The organism is Bacteroidota bacterium, from assembly GCA_016715945.1.
Classification (GTDB): domain Bacteria; phylum Bacteroidota; class Bacteroidia; order Bacteroidales; family F082; genus JALNZU01.
In genome coordinates, this window is sequence record JADJXJ010000001.1 from 1,187,260 (window position 1) to 1,209,015 (window position 21,756).

A 21,756-nucleotide genomic window follows, 5' to 3' on the forward strand; every position below is an offset into this window, starting at 1 on the left:
CCGAATCGTCTGTTAGCCAGCACCTGAAAACTGCCTTGTCCCCATTCCTTGACCCGCCCGAACAATTCATTTCATATGGAGACCAGTTCCTAAAATAACCCGGTGTAATGCCGCTGAAACCATTGGTTTAGGTTGAAACACGACCTATATTTAGGTCGGAGAAGGGGTTATTATGAAGCCGATCGTTTTAACGGAGGCATGCTTCAGGCACCTCAAAAGAATGTTGAAGACAAAGAGGCTGCATCAGGTGGCTTCGGTTATCCTGGCAGAAAATCTGGCCAATCGGCTGCTGGTGAGAAAAACAATGTGGTTAGGCGCCATGATGCCTGTAATTGCCCTGGCGGCTTTTATGAAAGTCAATCACTTAAGCCCAAATATCAGGGGTACAAGATTCAGGAATTTCTGCGGCCCCAAAGCGCTACCTGTCACCGGAAATCCTGCCGGCTATCCCCCATTCCTCCGGCAATGCACTTGAAGCAACCGGGAACCTGCAACCCGAACCACATGAACTGAATCCGAAATGGATCAACCCCGCAACCGTGCCTTATGAGCATCTGAAACAGATGATGCTGGCGAACAATCAAAATTAGTCCTCGACACACAGCAGTTTACCTTCCAGATGACCATCAGTTTATCCGGATACATGAGGACGCCAGTAACCTGCAAAGTTTATTGAGCGTAGTAACAAACGGGCTAAATTTATTGCTGAACGCCGCGAGTTAAACATCATTCAGACCGTTTCGTGGCAGATTAAGGGCCATTCGCATGATCAGCCGGGGACGAAAACAAACTCCTGAAACACCGCAACCGATTGCAATAAACCCCTGTAAATCAACTAAATGTTGATATTCAGTTTTTTACATATAACAACAGCACTATAATACTTGACCGGAAATCCGATGTGATTAACTTTGGGCATTCCCCAATATTCTGATTATCAATGAAACGCTTTCTAAGTTTTCTGTTGCTTGCAGTGCTTACGTCGGCATTACCCCAAGCTTTTGGCCAAAAAGACAGCACCCGTAACAACCCAAAAATTTATATCGCCTTTTTGTGGCACATGCACCAGCCTATCTACAGGCCATATGAAAATATCGTCCAAACCCAGCAAAGCGGGGTGTACAGTTTTTCGCTTTACGATGTGCATCTGAGTCGCACAGGGCCATACACAGATTGGCCGAAGAATGCGGTGCAAAGGGGCATCAATGCAGGCATGCCCCACTTTGGCGCGCAGGTGAGTTTCAGTGGCTCGCTCATCGAAAACCTGAACAACCTGCAGGCAGCCGGCATTGGATTCAGCAACTGGAAAAGCCACTGGAACTACATCAAGAACCAGACCACCCAACTGGGCAATCCACGCCTGGACATGGTTGGATTCGGTTATCATCACCCCTTGATGGGTTTGATTGATTATCAAGACATTAGAAAACAAATACAGTTACACAAACAGGTTTTTGCACAAAACTTTACCGGCAATTATTCCAAAGGCATTTTTCCTCCTGAAACGGCTTTTTCGCCACGAATGATTCCGGCCCTGGTAGATGAAGGATTGGAGTGGGTGATCATCGACAATCTGCATTTTGAACGCACCGCTGAGGGAGCGCCCTATTCGGACGCTTCGGGGGTACCCAGGCCAAACAAAGCCACTGTACGCAATCCCAACCCCAACGACTGGAAGCAGCTCAACGGGCTTTGGGCGCCAACGCCTGTTTCGATTCGTTGGGCACACCAGCCCCGATGGGTGTCGTACACCGATCCGGCCACAGGCGTGACCAAAAAAATCATTGGCGTACCTGCATCGCGTTACCTGGGTGAAGAAGACGGCCGGGGTGGTTTCGGAGCGCTCAACTACGATTATGTGATGAGCCAGTTCGAAGAATACAACACCGATCCCAGTCGGCCAATTCTTATTGTTTTGCACCACGACGGCGACAATTACGGTGGTGGCAGCGACGGTTATTACAACAGCAACTTCCAGAATTTTGTCAACTGGCTGCAGGCCAACCCCAACCGCTTCGAGTGCACTACCATACAAGATTATCTGCAGCGTTTTCCTCCACCGCAAAACGATGTGATCCATGTGCAGGATGGAAGCTGGCTGGGAGCAGCAGGAGGCGACCAGGTTTTCCGCAAATGGAATGGCGATCCCGGTAGTTACCCTGGTGCCAGCGGACCATACAGCCCCGACCGGAACAGCTGGGGCATCATGACTGCCGCCAAAAATATTGTCCAGACCGCCGATCAGATCAACCCCAATCACCCTGGCACCCTGCAGGGATGGCATTACTACCTCAACGGACAGGCCAGCGATTATTGGTATTGGGATGGCACAGAAATCTGGGACTCGAACCCGGCTTTGGCTGCCAATCAGGCCGTTACAAATGCCTTACCAGTCGCTCAGGGCGGACTAGACCTCACTCCTCCGGCTATCTACCTTCCGCAGCGCACGCCCTACAATCCCGGAGATATCGAATGGAGCAGCCAGGGCGTGCGGCCTACCGACTTCATGGGATGGACCTATGTCTTCGACCTGAACGGTCTTTCATCCGTTACACTCAAATACCGCGAAAGCACCGGAAACCAGGTGGGCAACGACAACCTGACTTATGCCGGTGGACCCGGGGTGGGTTCGTGGCAATCAAAACCCATGACAGGAATTACCATTCCCTCCGTCACCAACCCCATGCCTTTGTACAAGGCGCAGGAATTTTCGGCCATGATTACCGGCTACACCAACAAGCTGCTTGACTATTATGTGGAGGCTGTGGACAACAACGGCAACGTGGCCCGCTCGCCCATTCTCCATGTCTGGGTTGGCGATGGCAGCGGCGGAAGCAGCGCCAATGTCACCATCAGTCCCGCCAATCCAACCGTTAACGATGTCATTACCATCACGGCTGCACATGCTACTGCAGTTTCATTGCTACATTGGGGGGTAAACAACTGGCAACGACCAATTGAAGCCTACCGCCCTGCAGGCACCCAACTTCACCAGGGCAGCCAGGCTGTGCAGACGCCTCCGGCGGGGCAGGACGGGCAAGGCCGGTATTACTGGCAGCTGGGGCCTTTCAACAACCCGGACCAGGCAGTAAATGTGCTCAACTTTGTATTTAAACTCAGCAACACACAATGGGACAACAACAACGGGCAGGACTGGAACATCCAGATACAGCCGGCACAAGAGCCCAATCCTGTAAGCGCCAACCGCACTGTGAGCACCATCGTTAATACGCCTTACACCTTCGGAAGCAACGATTTCAGTTTCACCAGTCCCACAGGAGCAGGCTTTGCAGGAATTCAACTGCAAAGTCTTCCGTCGCAGGGAAACCTGACTTACAACGGGATTGCAGCAAGCACAGGAATTGATTATACACAACCTAACCTATTGATATTCAGTCCTGAAACTGATGCTTCAGGAAGTCCTTATACCTCATTTACTTTCAGGGTTAAAGATACAGACGGACTTTATTCGCTTCAGGCATACAACGTTACAATCAATGTGATATCTCCCCTGCCGCTTGGGCAGCATAGCAGCGTAAGTCTGCCTGTGAACACCAGCTACACTTTCAGCACGGGCAATTTCCCGTTCAGCAGTCCGGTGGGCAACAGCTTTGGAGGCATCAGGCTGGTAAGTTTGCCCTCTGCAGGAAGCCTTACGGTAGGTGGAAGTCCGGCAGTTGCCAACGAAGTGATTTCAAACATTGGTCAGCTGGTATTCACCCCTGTGGCAGGCGCTTCGGGTATGCCTTATGCAAGCTTTCAATTCAGGGTACGCGATAATCTTGGACAAGAGAGCCAGCAGACTTACACCATGACCATCAATGTGACGGCCAGCTTTCCGGCCGGTGTGAGCTGGCTCCCAACAGACCCCGCCAATGCAGATATGATTACCATAGCCGTGAGCCAGGATGCAAACATGAGCACCAATGCAAGGCTGCACTGGGGCGTTAACAACTGGACCAAACCCGATGAGGCTTATTGGCCCGCAGGAACTACCTTATGGACAGACAATGTGGCTGCACGTACACCTTTTATACAAAGTGGCAATGCCTGGATTGTGCAACTCGGACCTTTCAACAATCCTGCGCAGACCATCAGCAGCCTGAATTTTGTCATTCATTACGGCGGCAACAACTGGAACAACAACAATGGTCAAAACTGGAACATCAGTATTTGCAACCCTCCGGCACCCACCACATTATCGGCCAACATTATCAACAGCCAGACGGTGGAACTCAACTGGAATTCGCCTGCCGGCATCAGCCAATGGAGCCTGAAATATGGCTTGCAAGGATTTAATCCGCAAACCTCCGGCAACCTTATAACCAATATCACATCCAAACCTTTCACGCTGAGCGGTTTGGCGGCTGGTTCAACCTACGACATCTACCTCAGGGCACATTGCGGGCAGAATGGCGCTAGCCCCTGGTCGCAGCCATTGCAGGTGAGCCTGTTGGGAAGCAGCAGCCAGCAGCTGAATTTTGGTGAAGGTTATACCTGGTTTTCGGTAAATGTCAACCCCGGCAGCATGGCCCCCGGCATCCTGTTCCCAGGACTGAATCCCTGCGAGGATGACCGGATTATTGGCCAGACAGCTTTTGCCCTTTACAATGGAACAAATTGGGTGGGAAGCCTGAACAACCTGAACCCAAATGCCATGTACAAGATGAAACTTTGCGGGCAACGGCAGCAAACCATTCAGGGCAGCCCGGCGAGCATTGCGCCGGTGAGCCTTCCGCAGGGATTCAGCTGGATCGGGTTTACCCCACAGCAATGCATGCCGGTAAATGTAGCCCTGTCGGGAATGAATCCTCCACCCACTTATGATGACCGGATCATCGGTCAGAATGCTTTTGCACTTTATAATGGCAGCCAATGGGTGGGCACCCTGAATCAACTATGCCCCGGACAAGGCTATATCATTAAGGTGTCGCAGCAAGCTACACTAACCTATCCGGTTGTTTCGAACAACCTGTCTGACAGCCCGGATGTACCAAAAGTAAAATCGGGTCCGATGCAGGCCGGAGGCCATTATCAACACACCATGCCACTCATTGCCAGATTGATGCTCAACGATCAGCACCAGATTGTCAATAGCCTGGATGTGCTTTATGCATTTGTGGGTGATGAATGTGTTGGTTCAGGCCAAATGGATCCTGACCTGGGTGGTTTGGTGTTGATGAATATTGGCCAGAACGGCAGCCAGCCGGTGCAGGTCAGCTTCAAACTTTGGTCGCAGAGCTTGCAACAGTTCATTCCTGTTGCAGACAAAGTGTTGTTTGAACCACTCAGAATGGCTGGCAGCCTGGATAACCCGGTAATACTCAGAGTTAATGGATTGACTATCAATACGGAACTTGGGGAAACCGATATTTTAATCAGCGCGGTATGGCCCAACCCAGCAGAAAATCAGATCAATCTGAGCGTTCGCACATCCCAACGATCTATGATCAACCTGCAGCTGATTGACAACATGGGAAGAAAAATTCGCTCACAGGATTATCCGCTCATCGAAGGTACAAATCGGTTGAGTATGGCTGTTCATGGTCTCCGGGAAGGAATATACCAGTTGGTTGCCACTGTACACACAGCAGATGGCCCGAAGCGGAAGGTGCAAAATGTGCTGATCAAATGAAAACCAGAAACCAAGCATTTGTTGTCATGAAGCCATTTCGACATAACATTACCGCTTTGATGCTGGTTTTCTGGGTTTTATTCCTATCTTTCAAGCATGGCATTGCTTCCGGACCCGGATGGACAGCGCCAGCCAACATGCAATACAATATGCAAGTGGTGGCCAGGCTTGTGCTTGATGGTGGCACGTACAGTCTAAATTCCAACGACATCGTTGCTGCATTTTCGGGGGATGAAGTCCGGGGTGTGGGTTCTCCCCTGCCCGGAGCTGATGGCCGAATCTTTCTGACCGTTGCTTCAAACATCACCTCCGGCGAAACAATCAGCTTCAAAGCCTGGATCAGCTCAAGCTCGCAGATTGTTCAGCTCAATGAAACTTTGGTTTTCAGCGACCAGGGACAGGTCGGCAACTGGCAGACGCCATTTCTTTTAACCATTGCCCCTTTACCCATCGCTTATGTCATCGTGGCAACAAGTTCGGCAGGAGGTAGCATCGCTCCTTCAGGGCAGATTAGTGTGCTCCAGGGTGGTAGCCAGACTTTCAGCTTTCAGGCGTCTGCAGGCCATCAGCTCACGGATGTATTGGTGGATGGCCAGTCTGTAGGCACACCCACCAATTACACCTTCAGCAATGTCGTTCAAAATCACAGCATTCATGCTGTATTCAATCCAATTGTCTATCAAATCATTGCCACAGCGGGACCTGGAGGCACGATCAACCCATCGGGGGGTGTTTCTGTGAATCATGGCGCGGGTTTAAGTTTCAGTATCCAACCATCAGCCGGACATTTCATTGATCAGGTTCTCGTTAATGGTCAGTCCGTTGGCAGTCCTGCGAGCTACACTTTCGTCAATGTTACTGCAAATCAGACGATTCACGCCACTTTTGTGCCTCAGCTTTTCACGCTGAGTTATTTTGCCGGTCCCAATGGCAGCATTTCGGGCCAGTCTGCTCAATCGGTAGCCTATGGCCAAAATGGAAATCCGGTGCTTGCCGTGCCCGATGCGGGATATGCTTTTCTGCAATGGAGCGATGGCAGAACCGACAACCCAAGGCTGGATGTTGCGGTGACATCGAACATCAGTGTGACTGCTATTTTCACCAGCCTCAACCAACCACCTGGCTGGGAGCCGCCTGCAAACATGCAATATAACATGCAGATTGTGGGCAGATTACTATTGCCAGAAGGCACATATTCGACCATTTCACAGGATATAGTTGCTGCATTTGTCGGAAACGAAGTACGTGGCCTTGCCTCTCCATTATCAGGTCAGGATGGAAGAATTTTTCTGACCATACTCTCCAACCAAAGTCAGGGCGAAAGCATCAGCTTCAAGGCATGGCTCCAGAGCACAGCAACCATTGTTGAGCTCAATGAATCGCTGACTTTTGTAAATCAAAGTCAGATTGGCACCTGGAACGAGCCATTTCTCTTTACTTTTGGGAGCACCCCACCCCAGTTTGCCATCACAGCCTCGGCCGGGATCGGCGGAAGCATCAACCCTTCGGGTGTGGTGACTGTCACTCAGGGCGGAAGCCAGACCTTCAGCATCACACCCAATGCAGGCTTTTCCATCGCCGATGTGCTGGTCAACGGACAGAGCGTGGGAGCGGTAAGCTCGTACACCTTTACCAATGTACAGGCCAACCAAAGCATCCATGCCGAGTTCAGCCAGATCACTTTTACCATCACCGCCACGGCTGGTGCAGGTGGGAGCATCAGTCCTTCGGGACAAGTGACTGTCCCTCAGGGTGGAAGCCAGACCTTCAGCATCACACCCAATGCGGGCTTTTCCATCGCCAATGTGCTGGTCAACGGCCAGAGCGTTGGGGCGGTGAGCTCGTACACCTTTACCAATGTGCAGACCAACCAAAGCATTCATGCTGAGTTTGCGCAGATTACCTACACCATCACCGCCACGGCCGGTGCAGGTGGGAGCATCAGTCCTTCTGGACAAGTGGCAGTCCCTCAGGGCGGAAGCCAGACCTTTAGCATCACACCCAATGCGGGCTTTTCCATCGCCAATGTGCTGGTCAACGGCCAGAGCGTTGGGGCGGTGAGCTCGTACACCTTTACCAATGTGCAGGCCAACCAAAGCATCCATGCCGAGTTCAGCCAGATCACTTTTACCATCACCGCCACTGCCGGCACAGGTGGGAGCATCAGTCCTTCGGGACAAGTGGCTGTGCCTCAGGGTGGAAGCCAGACCTTCAGCATCACACCCAATTCTGGCTTTTTCATCGCCAATGTGCTGGTCAACGGACAAAGCGTTGGGGCGGTGAGCTCGTACACCTTCACCAACGTGCATGCCAACCAAAGCATCCATGCCGAGTTCAGCCAGATCACTTTGACCATCACCGCTACTGCAGGTGCGGGTGGGAACATCAGTCCTTCGGGACAAGTGGTTGTCCCTCAGGGTGGAAGCCAGACTTTCAGCATCACACCCAATGCAGGCTATTCTATTGCCGATGTGCTGGTCAACGGCCAGAGCGTTGGGGCGGTGAGCTCGTACACCTTTACCAATGTGCAGGCCAACCAAAGCATCCATGCCGAGTTCAGCCAGATCACTTTTACCATCACCGCCACGGCTGGTGCAGGTGGGAGCATCAGTCCTTCGGGACAAGTAGCTGTGCCTCAGGGTGGAAGCCAGACCTTCAGCATCACACCCAATGCGGGATATTTCATCGCCAATGTGCTGGTCAACGGACAAAGCGTTGGGGCGGTGAGCTCCTACACCTTCACCAATGTGCAGGCCAACCAGACCATCCATGCCGAGTTCAGCCAGATCACTTTTACCATCACCGCCACTGCCGGTGCAGGTGGAAGCATCAGTCCTTCGGGACAAGTGGCTGTGCCTCAGGGCGGAAGCCAGACCTTCAGCATCACACCCAATGCGGGCTTTTTCATCTCCGATGTGCTGGTCAACGGACAAAGCGTGGGAGCGGTGAGCTCGTACACCTTCACCAACGTGCAGGCCAACCAGACCATCCAAGCTGAGTTCAGCCAGATCACTTTTACCATCACCGCCACTTCCGGCACAGGTGGGAGCATCAGTCCTTCGGGACAAGTGATTGTCCCTCAGGGCGGAAACCAGACCTTCAGCATCACACCCAATGCGGGATATTTCATCGCCAATGTGCTGGTCAACGGACAAAGCGTTGGGGCGGTGAGCTCCTACACCTTCACCAATGTGCAGGCCAACCAAAGCATCCATGCCGAGTTCAGCCAGATCACTTTTACCATCACCGCCACGGCTGGTGCAGGTGGGAGCATCAGTCCTTCGGGACAAGTAGCTGTGCCTCAGGGTGGAAGCCAGACCTTCAGCATCACACCCAATGCGGGATATTTCATCGCCAATGTGCTGGTCAACGGACAAAGCGTTGGGACTGTGAGCTCGTACACCTTCACCAATGTGCAGGCCAACCAAAGCATCCATGCTGAGTTCAGCCAGATCACTTTTACCATCAACGCCACGGCCGGTGCAGGTGGGAGCATCAGTCCTTCAGGACAAGTGACTGTGCCTCAGGGCGGAAGCCAGACCTTCAGCATCACACCCAATGCAGGCTATTTCATTGCCGATGTGCTGGTCAATGGACAGAGCGTTGGGACTGTGAGCTCGTACACCTTCACCAACGTGCAGGCCAACCAGACCATCCATGCTGAGTTCAGCCAGATCACTTTTACCATCACCGCCACTTCCGGCACAGGTGGGAGCATCAGTCCTTCGGGACAAGTGATTGTTCCTCAGGGCGGAAACCAGACCTTCAGCATCACACCCAATGCGGGATATTTCATTGCCGATGTGCTGGTCAATGGACAGAGCGTTGGTACTGTGAGCTCGTACACCTTCACCGATGTGCAAGCTAACCAGAGCATCCATGCTGAGTTCAGCCAGATCACTTTTACCATCACCGCCACTGCCGGTGCAGGCGGGAGCATTAGTCCTGCAGGGCAAGTGACTGTACCTCAGGGCGGAAGCCAGACCTTTAGCATCACACCCAATGCGGGCTATTTCATCGAAGATGTGCTGGTCAACGGCCAGAGCGTGGGAGCGTTAAGCTCGTACACCTTCACCAATGTGCAGGCCAACCAAAGCATCCATGCTGAGTTCAGCCAGATCACTTTGACCATCACCGCCACTGCCGGTACAGGTGGGAGCATCAGTCCTTCGGGACAAGTGATTGTCCCTCAGGGCGGAAACCAGACTTTCAGCATCACACCCAATGCAGGCTATTTCATTGCCGATGTGCTGGTCAATGGACAGAGCGTTGGGACTGTGAGCTCGTACACTTTCACCGATGTGCAAGCTAACCAGATCATCCATGCTGAGTTCAGCCAGATCACTTTTACCATCACCGCCACTGCCGGTGCAGGCGGGAGCATTAGTCCTGCAGGGCAAGTGACTGTACCTTATCTTGGAACACAGGAGTTTACAATCAACCCAAACCCAGGCTATATCATAGCAGCTGTACTTGTGAATGGTGTAAATGTTGGCGCAACCTCGCTTTATGTCTTCACCAACGTACTTTCGAATCAGCAAATCCATGCTGTCTTTATGCCGGCCACTTACACCATTACGGCCATGGCTGGTCCAGGAGGAAGCATTTCACCTTCAGGCACTTTCACAGTTAACCATGGCAGTAATGTCAGCTTTTCCATCCAACCTGATTTCGGTTACAGGATTGACTCCTTGATGGTGAATGGGGTGAATATGGGCGCGCCGGAAACCTATCTGCTCCAAAACATCAGTTCAAATCATCTTTTGGAGGCTTATTTCAGTTTGGTCACAGGGATTGAGCAAAACAATTATGGTTTATTCCTCGAGATCTATCCCAACCCAACAAACGGACTGCTAAACATTGTTTCAGACATACCGCATACATCCAACTGGTTTCTGATTGATGCGCTTGGCAGAACAATCCTACAAGGTAAGATCGAGGGTAAGAAACACCACCAACTCCATCTGCCTGTGAAATCCGGAAGGTATCAGCTCATTATTGGAGATAACAAGGGCGACAGATTTTCTATACCGCTGATAATTTGGTAACTGCATCAAGACCCCTTTCCTGTTCATTCAGGCAATGTCGGAGCTAACAGCAATGTAATTCAGATGTTTGAAAGAAAAACTTTTGCCTTGGTTTTCGTATGTAAATACTAAATTTGATTCATCAACCAGGATACCATGAAAACCATCTTATCAAACCGAAATCTTTTGCTTGGCCTGTTTCTCTTTGCTCACCTGTGGACTGATGGCCAAACAGTCGAACTTATCACGCGCGAAAAGGGCAAGTCGGTCACAAGCATCAAGATCAGCTTATGCGATAAAGAGGGTAATGTTCCGATCCAGCCTTCTGACTTCAGGAACAGCGACTGGGTTTATTTTCTTGCAGAACCTGCGCAGGGGTACAGCCGCCCGCAATTCAGCGAAAAAGAGGTAAAAGAAGAGTTTCCCAAGATTGCCCTGTGGCAATCGGAACCTGGTAAATACCTGACGCCCAACATAAAACCTATAATAAAAGACAAAAAAATTCAGGCAATCATACTCGAATTCCCCAAAAGCGAAACGCGCGCCCATTTGCCGTTCGTATTCGGGAAGGATGGACAGACCTCGGAGGAACTGGAACTCAATGAAACGTATTATGATTTTTATCCTGCATTCAAGGCTACACACGACGAAGTAAACCGGCTGATGCAGGCTGGCGAATGGCTGGAGGCATACTACAAGGCCACAGCTTTTGTGAGACAGGAAGAAGTGCGCAAACAGCTGTCTTCCATCAGTTTTTCGCTTAAACTCACTGACGAGCTACCGCTGCAGGCACTCACCAACGGCATGGCCGCCCACCAGGAACGCATCAACCGGGCACAGGAGAAATTTAATGAAAAACCTTCATTGCAGTTGCTCGAAGCCCTCGAAAAAGAAACCGAAGAGCTCCGGCGGTTTATCAGACTTACCGAAGGGTACAAATCCATGGGTTTCAAGGCTTCAGCAAGCTATGCCGGGATGATACAAAGCCGGGAAGCTGAACTCCAAAACATTATGGAAAGCGCAAGAAACCAGTATTATTCTTCGCTCTTCGGCCTGCTCAAAGGCCAGAGCTACCTCGACCAGCGTTTCAGTGCCTTTACAGAATATATTTTTCAGGCTTTATTGAACAATCTGGACGAAAAAAGCCAACCCCTGAGCGAAGAGCTGAGCCCCGGAAAAAAGGAAAAGTTCCGCACGATGGGCTGGCTCGACGACCTGGAAGCACTGATTCAGGCCCTTGAAAAACGTAAGGCAGAATCACCTGAATACGCCTGGCTGCCCCTTGATGTGACGCAACACATCTGTACTTTAAAGGATAAGCAACCTCAACCTTATTGCGAATTCCTCTCCCTGGCTGGGAAGCTCAATTTTGACGGCGAATCGGAACAAGTGCTCGTCCGGGCTATGAATAGTTGTGCCGACCCGGAAATGCTAATCCTGCTGGAACTATGGCGGGACAAAAGCAAAGCCGGAAAGGCCGGTGAAGCGCAACTTCCTGTAGCCCTGATCCGACAAGGCATGCAAATGCTGAAATCGAACAACCTCCAGGCGGCTGCCGAACGTTTTGATGCTGCGCTAAGACAGGCGCCGGATAACGCTTTAGCCTGGTACCTTCGGGCACGGGCACATCACCTTGCCGGAGAACACTATGCAGCCGAAGCCAAGCTGAGCAAAGCACTCGAACTCGACGCCACAGCCATCTCACCTCAACTCTTGTACATCGATATTCTTATAGAAAACTCTCAAAACGAGCAACTTAGTCAAATCTTCAGCCGTCCTGTGAGCAATGGCCCGAATTACCTGTTCTCGCTCGCCAAAGCCAAATGGCTGATGCAGCAGAACAAACATGCCGATGCCATCAAAGTGATCACCACCGAAAGCGAACTCCTCGCTCCAGGGCAAACCAGTCACTACTTCCTGCTCGGAGATGCTTATGCCGCTTTGAAACAATATGACAAGGCCCGTGAAGCCTACCTGACCACCCAAAAAATCAATCCGTTTGATTCCGAACTCTTCGAACAAAAGATGCGAAACCTGCCCCGCAAATGAACCCGGCATAAAGATCAAAGACGTTCTGCGCAATAGCCACATTCAACAATCTCAACAGGACAAACATTGCACTTCTGACCAGGAAGGCTTTTTATTCCTGCCCCCTCAAAGTGTTTTGAAGCATCTTGCAAAAACTACATATTTCTATATTCCTGTTTATCTGCACTTTACATAGTCCAATTCTTGTCAAACGGAAAAAATGCTTGACACAGCAAACAAGCTGATGTAATTTTGACCAAAATTTGAAAATAGTCAGTTTTTCGATGGCAGCAAAAGATGTGAGAGGCAGCATCGTCCAGTCGGCCGGAATGTTTTTCGCCCGTTTTGGTTTCGCCAAAACCACCATGGACGAAGTGGCCAGGCACATCCATAAGGCCAAAGGTGTGATTTACTATTACTTCAACAGCAAAGAGGAATTGTTCCGCGAAGTGCTCCGCAAAGAGCTCGGGCAGATTCAGGCTGAGCTGGGAAGTATTGTATTGGCAGAAACAGACCCGCTCGAGATGCTCCGGCAATACTTTTTCAGGCGGATGGAGCTGATGCAGCAAGCGCCCAACTACCACGAAACCCTGAAAGCCGACCTTTTCGACAAATTCGAGTTTGTGAAAGAAGTGCGCGAGGCATTCGAGCAGTTCGAACGCATCCAGCTCCGGCACATCCTCGACCAATGCAAAGAAGCAGGCTACATCAGCATCAACGACATCCCCACCACGGTCAACATCATCATGGTGGTCATTCACAGCACCGAAATTCCGCTTTATGTGCAGGGAAAATACGAGGAGTACAAACCTACCCTGCTCGAGCTTGCCGATATGATTGTCAACAGCCTGCGCAAAAACAAAACATAATTTTTTTTGATATAGTTCTGACCATTTTACCAATAAAGTCAATATTTATAAAAAAATAGCTAATGAAGAAGTTGTTCAGTTTTATCGAAAAGTTCCGAAAGCCTGTGCTCGGCGCTTTCATCCTGGTCACATTGGTAGCGGCATGGCAGCTCAGGAGCCTGAAAATCAACAGCGACATCCTGTCGGCACTGCCGGAGGATGATCCTGTGGCCGCCCTCTATCGGGAGATTGGGGCTGAATTCGGGGGCAACGACATGGGGATGGTTGTGGTGGGCACAGCCAATGTGTTCGACCCTGTTTTTCTGGAGCAACTGGCCCAGATCACCGACACCATTGCCCTGATGCCGGGGGTGAGTCAGGTGACCAGCCTCATCAACGTCATCGATATCCGCGATGAGGGTTGGGGCATCGAAATTGCTCCTTTGATTGATCAGTGGAACATCCCACAGTCTGCACAGGAGCTCGATTCCATCCGGCGATATGTACTCAACAACGACATGTATCGTTCGGCGCTGGTTTCGGACGACGGCACCTATACCCTTGTGGTTTATACCTTGCAGGATGGAGCCGACAAAGAAGCTATTGCGCACGACATCAGGCTCAAACTCCGCCAATACTCCGGCCTCGAAATGTATTTTGGCGGTCTGCCCATTCTGATGAACGACGTCAATCACCTTATAATCAACGATATCGTACGGCTCGTTCCCCTGGTCTTTTTGCTGATTCTGGGAATACTGTATGCCGGTTTCCGTTCTCTCCGGCAAGCGTTGCTGCCCCTGCTCAGTGCGGGCATGGCTGTGGTATGGAGCCTTGGCCTGATGGCATTTCTGGGTTACCAGCTCTCGATTATCAGCGATGTGATTCCTGTGGTGCTGCTTGCCGTTGGCAGCGCCTACACCATCCACATTATCAACAGCCTGAATGCTGCCGATGAAGCTCATCCGGAAACAATCGGCGAACGGCTCAGGCTGATTGCCCTGCCTGTCAGTTTATCATCATTTACCACAGTTTTTGGATTTGTTTCGTTTGTTTTTGGCGCCTACCTGACCATCATACGCGACTTTGGCCTTTTTTCTGCTGCCGGCACCCTTGTGGCCCTGCTCAGTGCGCTTGTATTTGTTCCGGCACTCTATTTCCAGTTTCCGGGAATGCGTGGCAATAAATATCGGGGCAGAAGGCAGGAAGCGAATAACAAGAACAGTCTGCTGGAAGCATTTGCCAGACGCGTGGTGGCCCGTCCGCGGCGCACGATAGCTATCTGGCTGGTTATTATTGTGTTGGCAGGCACCGGTTACATCCGCCTCCGCACCAGTGTAAACATGACAGAGTATTTCCGGAGCGACTTCCCATCGCGTGTAGCCGAGGAAGTATTGCAGAAAAGATTTGGCGGCTCCATGCCAATATTTCTGGTTTTCGAAGGCGATGTGCAGAGCCCGGAACTGCTTCTGCAAATGTGGGAAGCCGAAAAGTTCATGAAAGAGGACCCCAATGTGCAGGTGAGTCAGTCGGTGGCTTCCCTGATCGCCAGGATGAACGAGGTGATGGGCGAGGGCCGGACAATTCCGGCGGACAGGGCAAAGATCGAACAGCTCTGGTTTTTGATCGAAGGTCAGGACATAATGAAAACCCTTGTCAATCCCGACATGAACAAAGCTGTGATTCAGTCGCGGTTTGCGTCGATCACCACGGGCGATATTGTGGCTTTTACCGAAAAAATGACCCAATATGTTGCCAGTCGCAGCACGGATGAGATACGCATCCGTTTCACGGGCATCACACCGGTGTATAACAACCTGAATCGCAGCCTTGTAAAAAGCCAGGTGAGCAGCCTGCTGATTGCCACCGGTTTGGTAGCATTGTTTGTGAGTCTGATGATGGCTTCGGTGTTCAAAGGCATGATGGCCACCATACCCGTTGTGGTGACTTCACTGATGATGCCCGGCCTGATGGGGCTCCTGGGCATCCCGCTTGATGTGGCCACGGTGCTCGTGGGCAGCCTGGCGCTGGGTATCGGGATTGACTATGCCATCCACATAAGCACAGCTTACTATCAGTTTCGCGACAAAGGTCTGCTCCCGGATGATGCCATCATTGAGGCCATAGGAAACAACGGTAAAGCTGTGGCCATCAACGTACTCTCGGTGGGTATTGGCTTTTTGGTGCTGATTTTTTCGGAGCTGGCACCACTACAAAATTTCGGGGTACTGGTTGCTGTGGGCATGCTCACGTCAGGCCTCAGCGCATTGAGCCTGTTGCCCGCATTGATTCTGTACAGCGAAAAAACCTCACTTAAAATTAAATAGTTATGAAAACATTGAATGTTACCGGATTCCTGACAACAGTTCTGCTGTTGCTTACCCAACTGGCCGGAGCGCAGGATGCGCAAAGCATCCTGAAAAAAGTGGACGAGGTGATGTTTGCGGCAAAAGACATGACGGCCAAGAACACCATTGTCATCACCGATCGCACTGGCAAGGAAGAAAAACGCGAAGCTATGGTCTGGCAGAAAGGACAGGACATGCGCCTGTTCCGGTTTACCGCACCTGCTTCACAGGCGGGCATCGCATTCCTGTCGCTGCCCAACGATGTGATGTACCTCTATCTGCCGGCTTTCGGTCGTGAGCGACGGATAGCCTCAAGCGCTAAAAACCAGCAATTTGCCGGCACCGACTTCACTTACGACGACCTCGAAGCCACATCATTGCTCAGCAAGTATGATCCCACCCTCATTTCTGCCGGGGAAAACTACCTCCTCGAGCTTAAACCCAAAAAGGCTTCCGAATACTCCAAGGTGATTGCAAGGGTAAATAAAACCCATCACTATCCCGAATTTATGGAGTTTTACGACAGGGCAGGCAATAAGGTCAAACAGGCAGAATACACCTTTAAGCGCATTGGCAACTACTGGAATGCATCCGAAATAAAGATGACCGATCTGAAACGAAACCGGACAACCCGGCTGATACTCACAGAAGTAAAATATGACGCAGGATTGACGAATGATGATTTTTCGATCAGAAAATTAATGGAGTAGTTATGAAAACGAAGTTTAACACCCTGACATTCATAGTTTTATTGCTCTTCGTAAATGAACTGTCAGCACAGGAGGCCGTCACAAAATTTTCAGGAGAGCTCCTCAGCGATCAGCGTTGGTTCACGCAGGATACTCCCAGCTGGGCATGGAGCGAAAACCGGCTCAACCTAAAATTTGAGCAAAGGTTGCCCGGCCAGACCAGATTCAGAACCGAGGTTTGGCTGCGCAACTTTGGCCTGCCAATGCTGCAATCTCCTCTGCAGCTTTATTCGAAGACCCAGACCGATCCATGGGATCTCGAGATTCGTGAAGCCTGGATGCAGAAGCAGGGGTTTCTCGATGAGAAAATAGACCTAACCATAGGCCGTCAGCGCATTGCCTGGGGCACAGCCGATAAAATCAATCCCACGGACAACCTGAATCCGCTGGATTTTGAAGACGTGCTCGACTTTGGCCGAAGAAGAGGCATTGATGCCATCAGCCTCAATTACTACCCGTCCAGGTCGTTTGACCTGCAATTCGTATTTCTCCCATGGTTCAGGCCAGCCAACCTTCCCGTCGGGCCATTTGCTTCCCTGTTTGCCCCGCAGAAACCCCTGCCCGATGGGCTGACAGTGACATATATGAAGCAAAACCTCCGGATGCCGAAACCCCGTTTTCAGGATCAGGCGGCCCTGGGCCTGCGTGCAAAAGGACGCGTTGCCGGCCTCGATCTATCAGTAAGCTATTCCAATGCATACGACGGACTGCCCTACCTCGACACAAGTCGCGTGCTACCACACGAATCCGGAGGAGTCGCAGTAATCTCGAACCTGAGATTCAACCGGTTGCATACTTTTGGCGCTGATCTGGCAACCAGCCTTGGTGGCGCAGGCCTCTGGGCCGAAGCCGCCCTTACGCTTCCGGCCAAAAACCACATCAGTACTGTGGACCTCAGTGCAGTATCGCCATTCTTTCCCGGATTACCAGCCTTTGCTGACAGCCTGGAACTGGACACGAACAAACCCTGGCTAAAATGGGTACTCGGTACAGACTATCACTTCAAAGACGGCACCTACTTTAACCTGCAGTATGCACATGGATTCTATCACGAGCGCGGACGCGATAACCTGAACAACTACCTCACTATCAGGCTCGAGCGCAGCTTCATCAACGACAGGCTAAACGTTTCGCCACTGAGCGGTGCCTTTGTATTCAAAGATGCCAAAGACATTCAGAACCAACATGCCATTGTCTGGATGCCCGAACTCGCCTACAAGCCGGTTCCCGATTTTCAGATTGGCCTCAAGGCAACGCTGTTCGGTGGCAAAGGGGAAAATCTCTTCGCCCGCATGAACAATTACGACATGCTGACTCTGAAAGCCTCGTATAGCTTCTGAGTCTTTTCACACTTATTATCAATACTCTGCCAGCCTTTTCAGCTTTGAGGCTGGCATTTTTTAAAACAGGCGTGCCAAAAGCTGCGAAAAGATGATCATCAACACCAGCGAAGCAGGGTAAACTGTGGCATAGCCGACCGATGGAGCTTCACTTTCGGTTTTGCTATCGATGGCCCCCAATCCGGGTGTGCTGGTCATGGAACCAGCAATTACACCGAGCAGCGTCAGGAAATTGATTTTGAGCACATAGTGACCTAAGAGTAATCCAAGAATCATTGGAACAACTGTGACTACCGCACCAACAGCAATAAGTTGCAGGCCACTTGTGTTCAGCACCTCTACCATATTGCTTCCGGCGCTGGTACCCACTGTAGCCATAAACATGAGCAGGCCAAGTTTGCGCAGCAATTGATTGGCGCTGCCCGACATACTCCATAAAATAGGACCTGTTTTACCTATGTTGCTTAGAATCAAAGCAGTGAGCAAAACCCCTCCGGTCAGGCCCAGACTAAAATCGAACAATCCGAGCGGGATGCTGATACTGCCCGCCAGCACACCTGCTACAATACCAAGCGAAATAGGTAAAAAGTTGGTCTCCGACAGTTTGCGTTCATCATTGCCAAGGAGAAGCCGAACCTGTGGCATATTGCTGGCCGCACCCGAAACGAGAATTTTATCTCCAAAACGCAACTTACTGTGTGGCATGGGTCGGAGATCGATACCACTGCGGCGTATGCGGGTAATCGTGCAATTGTATGCTCCCAGCCCCAGCTCCTTTAGGCTCCGGCTCACTACTTTTCGGTTTGTAACAAGCAACCATTCAACCACATAAGACTCATCAAAATCGACATTTTCGTCGCTTATTTCGCCAAGCAATACTTCCAGGCGTTTTAAAGCCTGCTCGTCGCCTACCGCTTTTACCAAATCGCCCACCTGAAGCCTTGTTTCAGCTGATGGTGTAAAGCTTCTGGTGCCACTTCTCACCCTCGAAACAACAGCCTGAGTCATTGCACGCAGGTCAAGTTCGGAAAGGCTTCGTCCATCCACATTAGGATTGGTCACTTTAAAAACCTTACTCCTGAGTTCGGGGTGATCATCGTGCAATTCATCAAGATATTTCTTCGCTTCCTGATCGAGATTCACACCAAACAAGCGGGGCGCGAGGCTGACAAACAAGATCACGCCAACCACGCCAATGGGATAGGCCAATCCGTAACCAACCGCAGCATCGGCCGAACCTGTGGCCTCGATGGCTGCCGCCAGACCAGGTGTACTGGTCAGTGCGCCATTGAACAAGCCAACAGCCAGCGGAATATCTATACCCAGCAAAACCATTGCCAGACCAGAAATCAAGGCAGCAATACCTACCACCAGAAAACTTATAACAATCAATCGTCTGCCATACTTGAGCAAGGCATCGAAAAAACCCGGACCTGCCTGAATACCAATGGTGAAAATGAACAACAACAAACCAAGTGTCTGAAACTCCCCGGGCACCGTATATCCGTAATGTCCTAAAATCAATGCCACAAAAATGACGGCTGATGAATCGAGCGAGAAACCTTTGTATCTCAGGTTTCCCACGACAATACCCAGACTCAGAATCAGAAACAACACAAAATAGCCCTGATGATATAAATCGGCTTGCATAGTGGGATTGTTTTCGCGCTGCAAAAGTAGGCAATTGAGGCTGAAAAGATAATCCCCGAAAAATGTGCGCTTTTTTTCAATTCAAATTGCCCTTTAACTACCTTTGGTCGAAGGTCAAATTCAATTTAAAATGAACAGTAAAGCTAAGCCTCTCGTTTTGATGCTTGCGTTTTTATCGATCACAGCTTTTGCCCAATGGTCAACTGACCATGCACAAAATCTTAAATTAACCAATCTGCCCGGAGAGCAGGTCATCCCCAAAGTAGCCAAAAGCCCTGATGGAAGTTACTACGTGAGTTATTTCTCGCTCGAAAATGGAAATTATAATGTACGCCTTCAGCGCCTGAGCACACAGGGGCAGCTGTTGTGGCAAGACAATGGTGTGCTCGTAAGCTCGCATCCATCAATGACCTGGCTCACCGATTGGGACATGACGGCCGATGCCAATAACCATGCCGTACTGGTTTGGCAGGACATCCGCACGGGAAATAATCAGATCGTTGTATACCGCATCAGTCCGCAGGGAGAATTCGTCTGGGGTTCGGACGGCATCTTGCTTTCGAACAACAGCGGATTCAACGTTTCACCAAAAGTAGCGGCACTTGCGGATGGGAGCATTGTAGTGGCCTGGCAATCGAGCAACGTGATTTACAGGCAGAAACTTAATCCTGATGGCCAGAAATTATGGGGCGAAAACGGGATTGTTCTCAGTGGCACGGGTACTTTCAGCTGGCCGCAGCTATTTCCTTCGGGCGACAGCGAAGTATTCATGAAATATTTTATCGACACCGGTCCGTCGTGGGCGCCGACACGAAAAATGTATGTGCACAAATTCAATGCTCAGGGCGCACAGGCCTGGATGAGTCCTGTGGAGATTTTCAATCTGGGTTCGATCACAGCGTGGACGCAAATTCTGCCCATGATATCCGACGGCTTTGGCGGTTTTTACATTACCTGGCACGATTACTCATTTAACCAGAATGCGGCCACCCCCCGTATCAATCACGTCAGGTCGAACGGTCAGATGCCCTGGCAGGCCAACGGGCTCCCCCTCAGCCTGTTACATACAAGCAACCAGTTCGACCCCATGCCGTTTAAAATATCTGGCCTGGAAGGCGTTTATGCACTATGGTGGGAGCAAAACATGGATCAGAATCTTTGGGGGGTGTTTGCCCAAAAGACCAATCCGGCAGGTGAAATGCTATGGACGCAAAGCGGCAAAGAGCTCATCCCCGTTACAACGCAGTACGTCAGACCTTTGCATGTGGAGGCCGAATCCGACGGATTTGTGCTTTTCTTCGAACATGGATATTCAACCACCACAAGTGCGCTCAAAGCCATGCGTTTCAACAGTATGGGCGATTCAGTCTGGACACAGAGCGCATTTATCAGCAGTACAGTTTCGGGGAAAGGGAAAACGGTTTTCGCGCCTTTTGCAAACGGGCAATGGGTCATCGCCTGGGAAGACGACCGCAGTGGCAACATCGATATTTACGCACAAAACATGAAAGCCGACGGTTCGCTCGGCCCGATACCCCCAACCGCTGTGGGTAACATTTTCACGAAAACTTCCCCCAGCATCCAGATCTTCCCGCATCCGGCAGGCCCAAACAGCAGAATTATTATCCAGAGAGCCGCCGATACGCCTGCACTTGTATCAATCAGGGATCTCAGTGGCAGAAAAATCTATGAGACTAAGCTGGATTTTCAGCAAATGGGAAATGTGATTTTGAGGGATTTACTGAAAGGAACACCATTGAAAAATGGCGTTTATATCCTTCAATTCGTTCAGAACGATTTTCAGCAAAATGAAAGGTTCATCTACGCAGAGTGACGTTGTATAGAAACCTTTCGCCGGATTAGCTGAAATCTGGCTGGTCAAAAATCAAAAAACCCCGTAACACTTTCGTGTTCGGGGTTTTCGTATGGGGCGGCGACGACCTACTTTCCCACGTTTGTATCGCAGTATCATCGGCGCTGGCAGGCTTAACTTCTCTGTTCGGAATGGGAAGAGGTGATCCCTGCCGCTATAGTCACCATAATTTCTTTAGTGAGTGGTGGTGAGTGGTGAGTGGTGAGTGGTGAGTGGTGAGTAGTGAGTGGCGTTTACCGCAACCCGCAACCCGTAACTCTT

General features: G+C 50.7%; 10 protein-coding genes and 1 rRNA gene. 9 read left to right on the top strand and 2 right to left on the bottom strand.

Features of this window, described 5'->3' with window-relative positions:
* Positions 1-220: 220 nt before the first annotated feature.
* From IPM52_04565 to IPM52_04600, 8 genes are all read left to right on the top strand, one after another.
* Positions 221-475 carry a hypothetical protein gene (locus IPM52_04565; GenBank protein ID MBK9290883.1) on the top strand — a complete coding sequence of 85 codons (255 nt, stop codon included), beginning with the start codon at positions 221-223 and terminating at the stop codon, positions 473-475.
* Positions 476-940: 465 nt separating this feature from the next.
* Positions 941-5,635, top strand: coding sequence for a hypothetical protein (locus tag IPM52_04570; protein MBK9290884.1), 4,695 nt, complete (start codon positions 941-943; stop codon positions 5,633-5,635).
* Positions 5,636-5,661: 26 nt separating this feature from the next.
* Complete coding sequence (locus IPM52_04575) at positions 5,662-10,683, top strand: hypothetical protein (GenBank protein MBK9290885.1); 5,022 nt, start codon at positions 5,662-5,664, stop codon at positions 10,681-10,683.
* 135 nt (positions 10,684-10,818) lie between these two features.
* Entirely contained in the window at positions 10,819-12,711 is a 1,893-nt protein-coding gene (locus IPM52_04580; GenBank protein MBK9290886.1) for a tetratricopeptide repeat protein, read from the top strand.
* A gap of 263 nt (positions 12,712-12,974) precedes the next feature.
* Positions 12,975-13,559 carry a TetR family transcriptional regulator gene (locus tag IPM52_04585; protein MBK9290887.1) on the top strand — a complete coding sequence of 195 codons (585 nt, stop codon included), beginning with the start codon at positions 12,975-12,977 and terminating at the stop codon, positions 13,557-13,559.
* 62 nt (positions 13,560-13,621) lie between these two features.
* Positions 13,622-15,862: an RND family transporter gene (locus tag IPM52_04590; GenBank protein MBK9290888.1), complete on the top strand. Its 2,241-nt coding sequence runs from the start codon at positions 13,622-13,624 to the stop codon at positions 15,860-15,862.
* 2 nt (positions 15,863-15,864) lie between these two features.
* Complete coding sequence (locus IPM52_04595) at positions 15,865-16,593, top strand: outer membrane lipoprotein-sorting protein (GenBank protein ID MBK9290889.1); 729 nt, start codon at positions 15,865-15,867, stop codon at positions 16,591-16,593.
* Between the two features lie 2 nt (positions 16,594-16,595).
* On the top strand, positions 16,596-17,972 hold the full coding sequence (locus IPM52_04600; protein ID MBK9290890.1) for a hypothetical protein: 1,377 nt from the start codon (positions 16,596-16,598) through the stop codon (positions 17,970-17,972).
* Between the two features lie 60 nt (positions 17,973-18,032).
* Here the strand turns inward: IPM52_04600 and IPM52_04605 are convergent, their stop codons facing one another.
* Positions 18,033-19,622, bottom strand: a complete 1,590-nt coding sequence (locus tag IPM52_04605; protein ID MBK9290891.1) for a transporter — start codon at positions 19,620-19,622, stop codon at positions 18,033-18,035.
* A 130-nt stretch (positions 19,623-19,752) separates the two neighbouring features.
* On the opposite strand from IPM52_04605, the gene IPM52_04610 reads away from it, so the two are divergent.
* A complete protein-coding gene (locus IPM52_04610; GenBank protein ID MBK9290892.1) occupies positions 19,753-21,456 on the top strand; it encodes a T9SS type A sorting domain-containing protein in 1,704 nt (567 codons plus the stop codon).
* 94 nt (positions 21,457-21,550) lie between these two features.
* On the opposite strand, the gene rrf is transcribed toward IPM52_04610, so the two are convergent.
* Positions 21,551-21,663, bottom strand: a 5S ribosomal RNA gene (gene rrf / locus IPM52_04615).
* Positions 21,664-21,756 lie beyond the last annotated feature (93 nt).

Coding starts and splice junctions, on each gene's coding strand:
- IPM52_04565 (MBK9290883.1), top strand. CDS start 221: ATGTTGAAGACAAAGAGGCTGCATCAGGTGGCTTCGGTTATCCTGGCA.
- IPM52_04570 (MBK9290884.1), top strand. CDS start 941: ATGAAACGCTTTCTAAGTTTTCTGTTGCTTGCAGTGCTTACGTCGGCA.
- IPM52_04575 (MBK9290885.1), top strand. CDS start 5,662: ATGAAGCCATTTCGACATAACATTACCGCTTTGATGCTGGTTTTCTGG.
- IPM52_04580 (MBK9290886.1), top strand. CDS start 10,819: ATGAAAACCATCTTATCAAACCGAAATCTTTTGCTTGGCCTGTTTCTC.
- IPM52_04585 (MBK9290887.1), top strand. CDS start 12,975: ATGGCAGCAAAAGATGTGAGAGGCAGCATCGTCCAGTCGGCCGGAATG.
- IPM52_04590 (MBK9290888.1), top strand. CDS start 13,622: ATGAAGAAGTTGTTCAGTTTTATCGAAAAGTTCCGAAAGCCTGTGCTC.
- IPM52_04595 (MBK9290889.1), top strand. CDS start 15,865: ATGAAAACATTGAATGTTACCGGATTCCTGACAACAGTTCTGCTGTTG.
- IPM52_04600 (MBK9290890.1), top strand. CDS start 16,596: ATGAAAACGAAGTTTAACACCCTGACATTCATAGTTTTATTGCTCTTC.
- IPM52_04605 (MBK9290891.1), bottom strand. CDS start 19,622: ATGCAAGCCGATTTATATCATCAGGGCTATTTTGTGTTGTTTCTGATT.
- IPM52_04610 (MBK9290892.1), top strand. CDS start 19,753: ATGAACAGTAAAGCTAAGCCTCTCGTTTTGATGCTTGCGTTTTTATCG.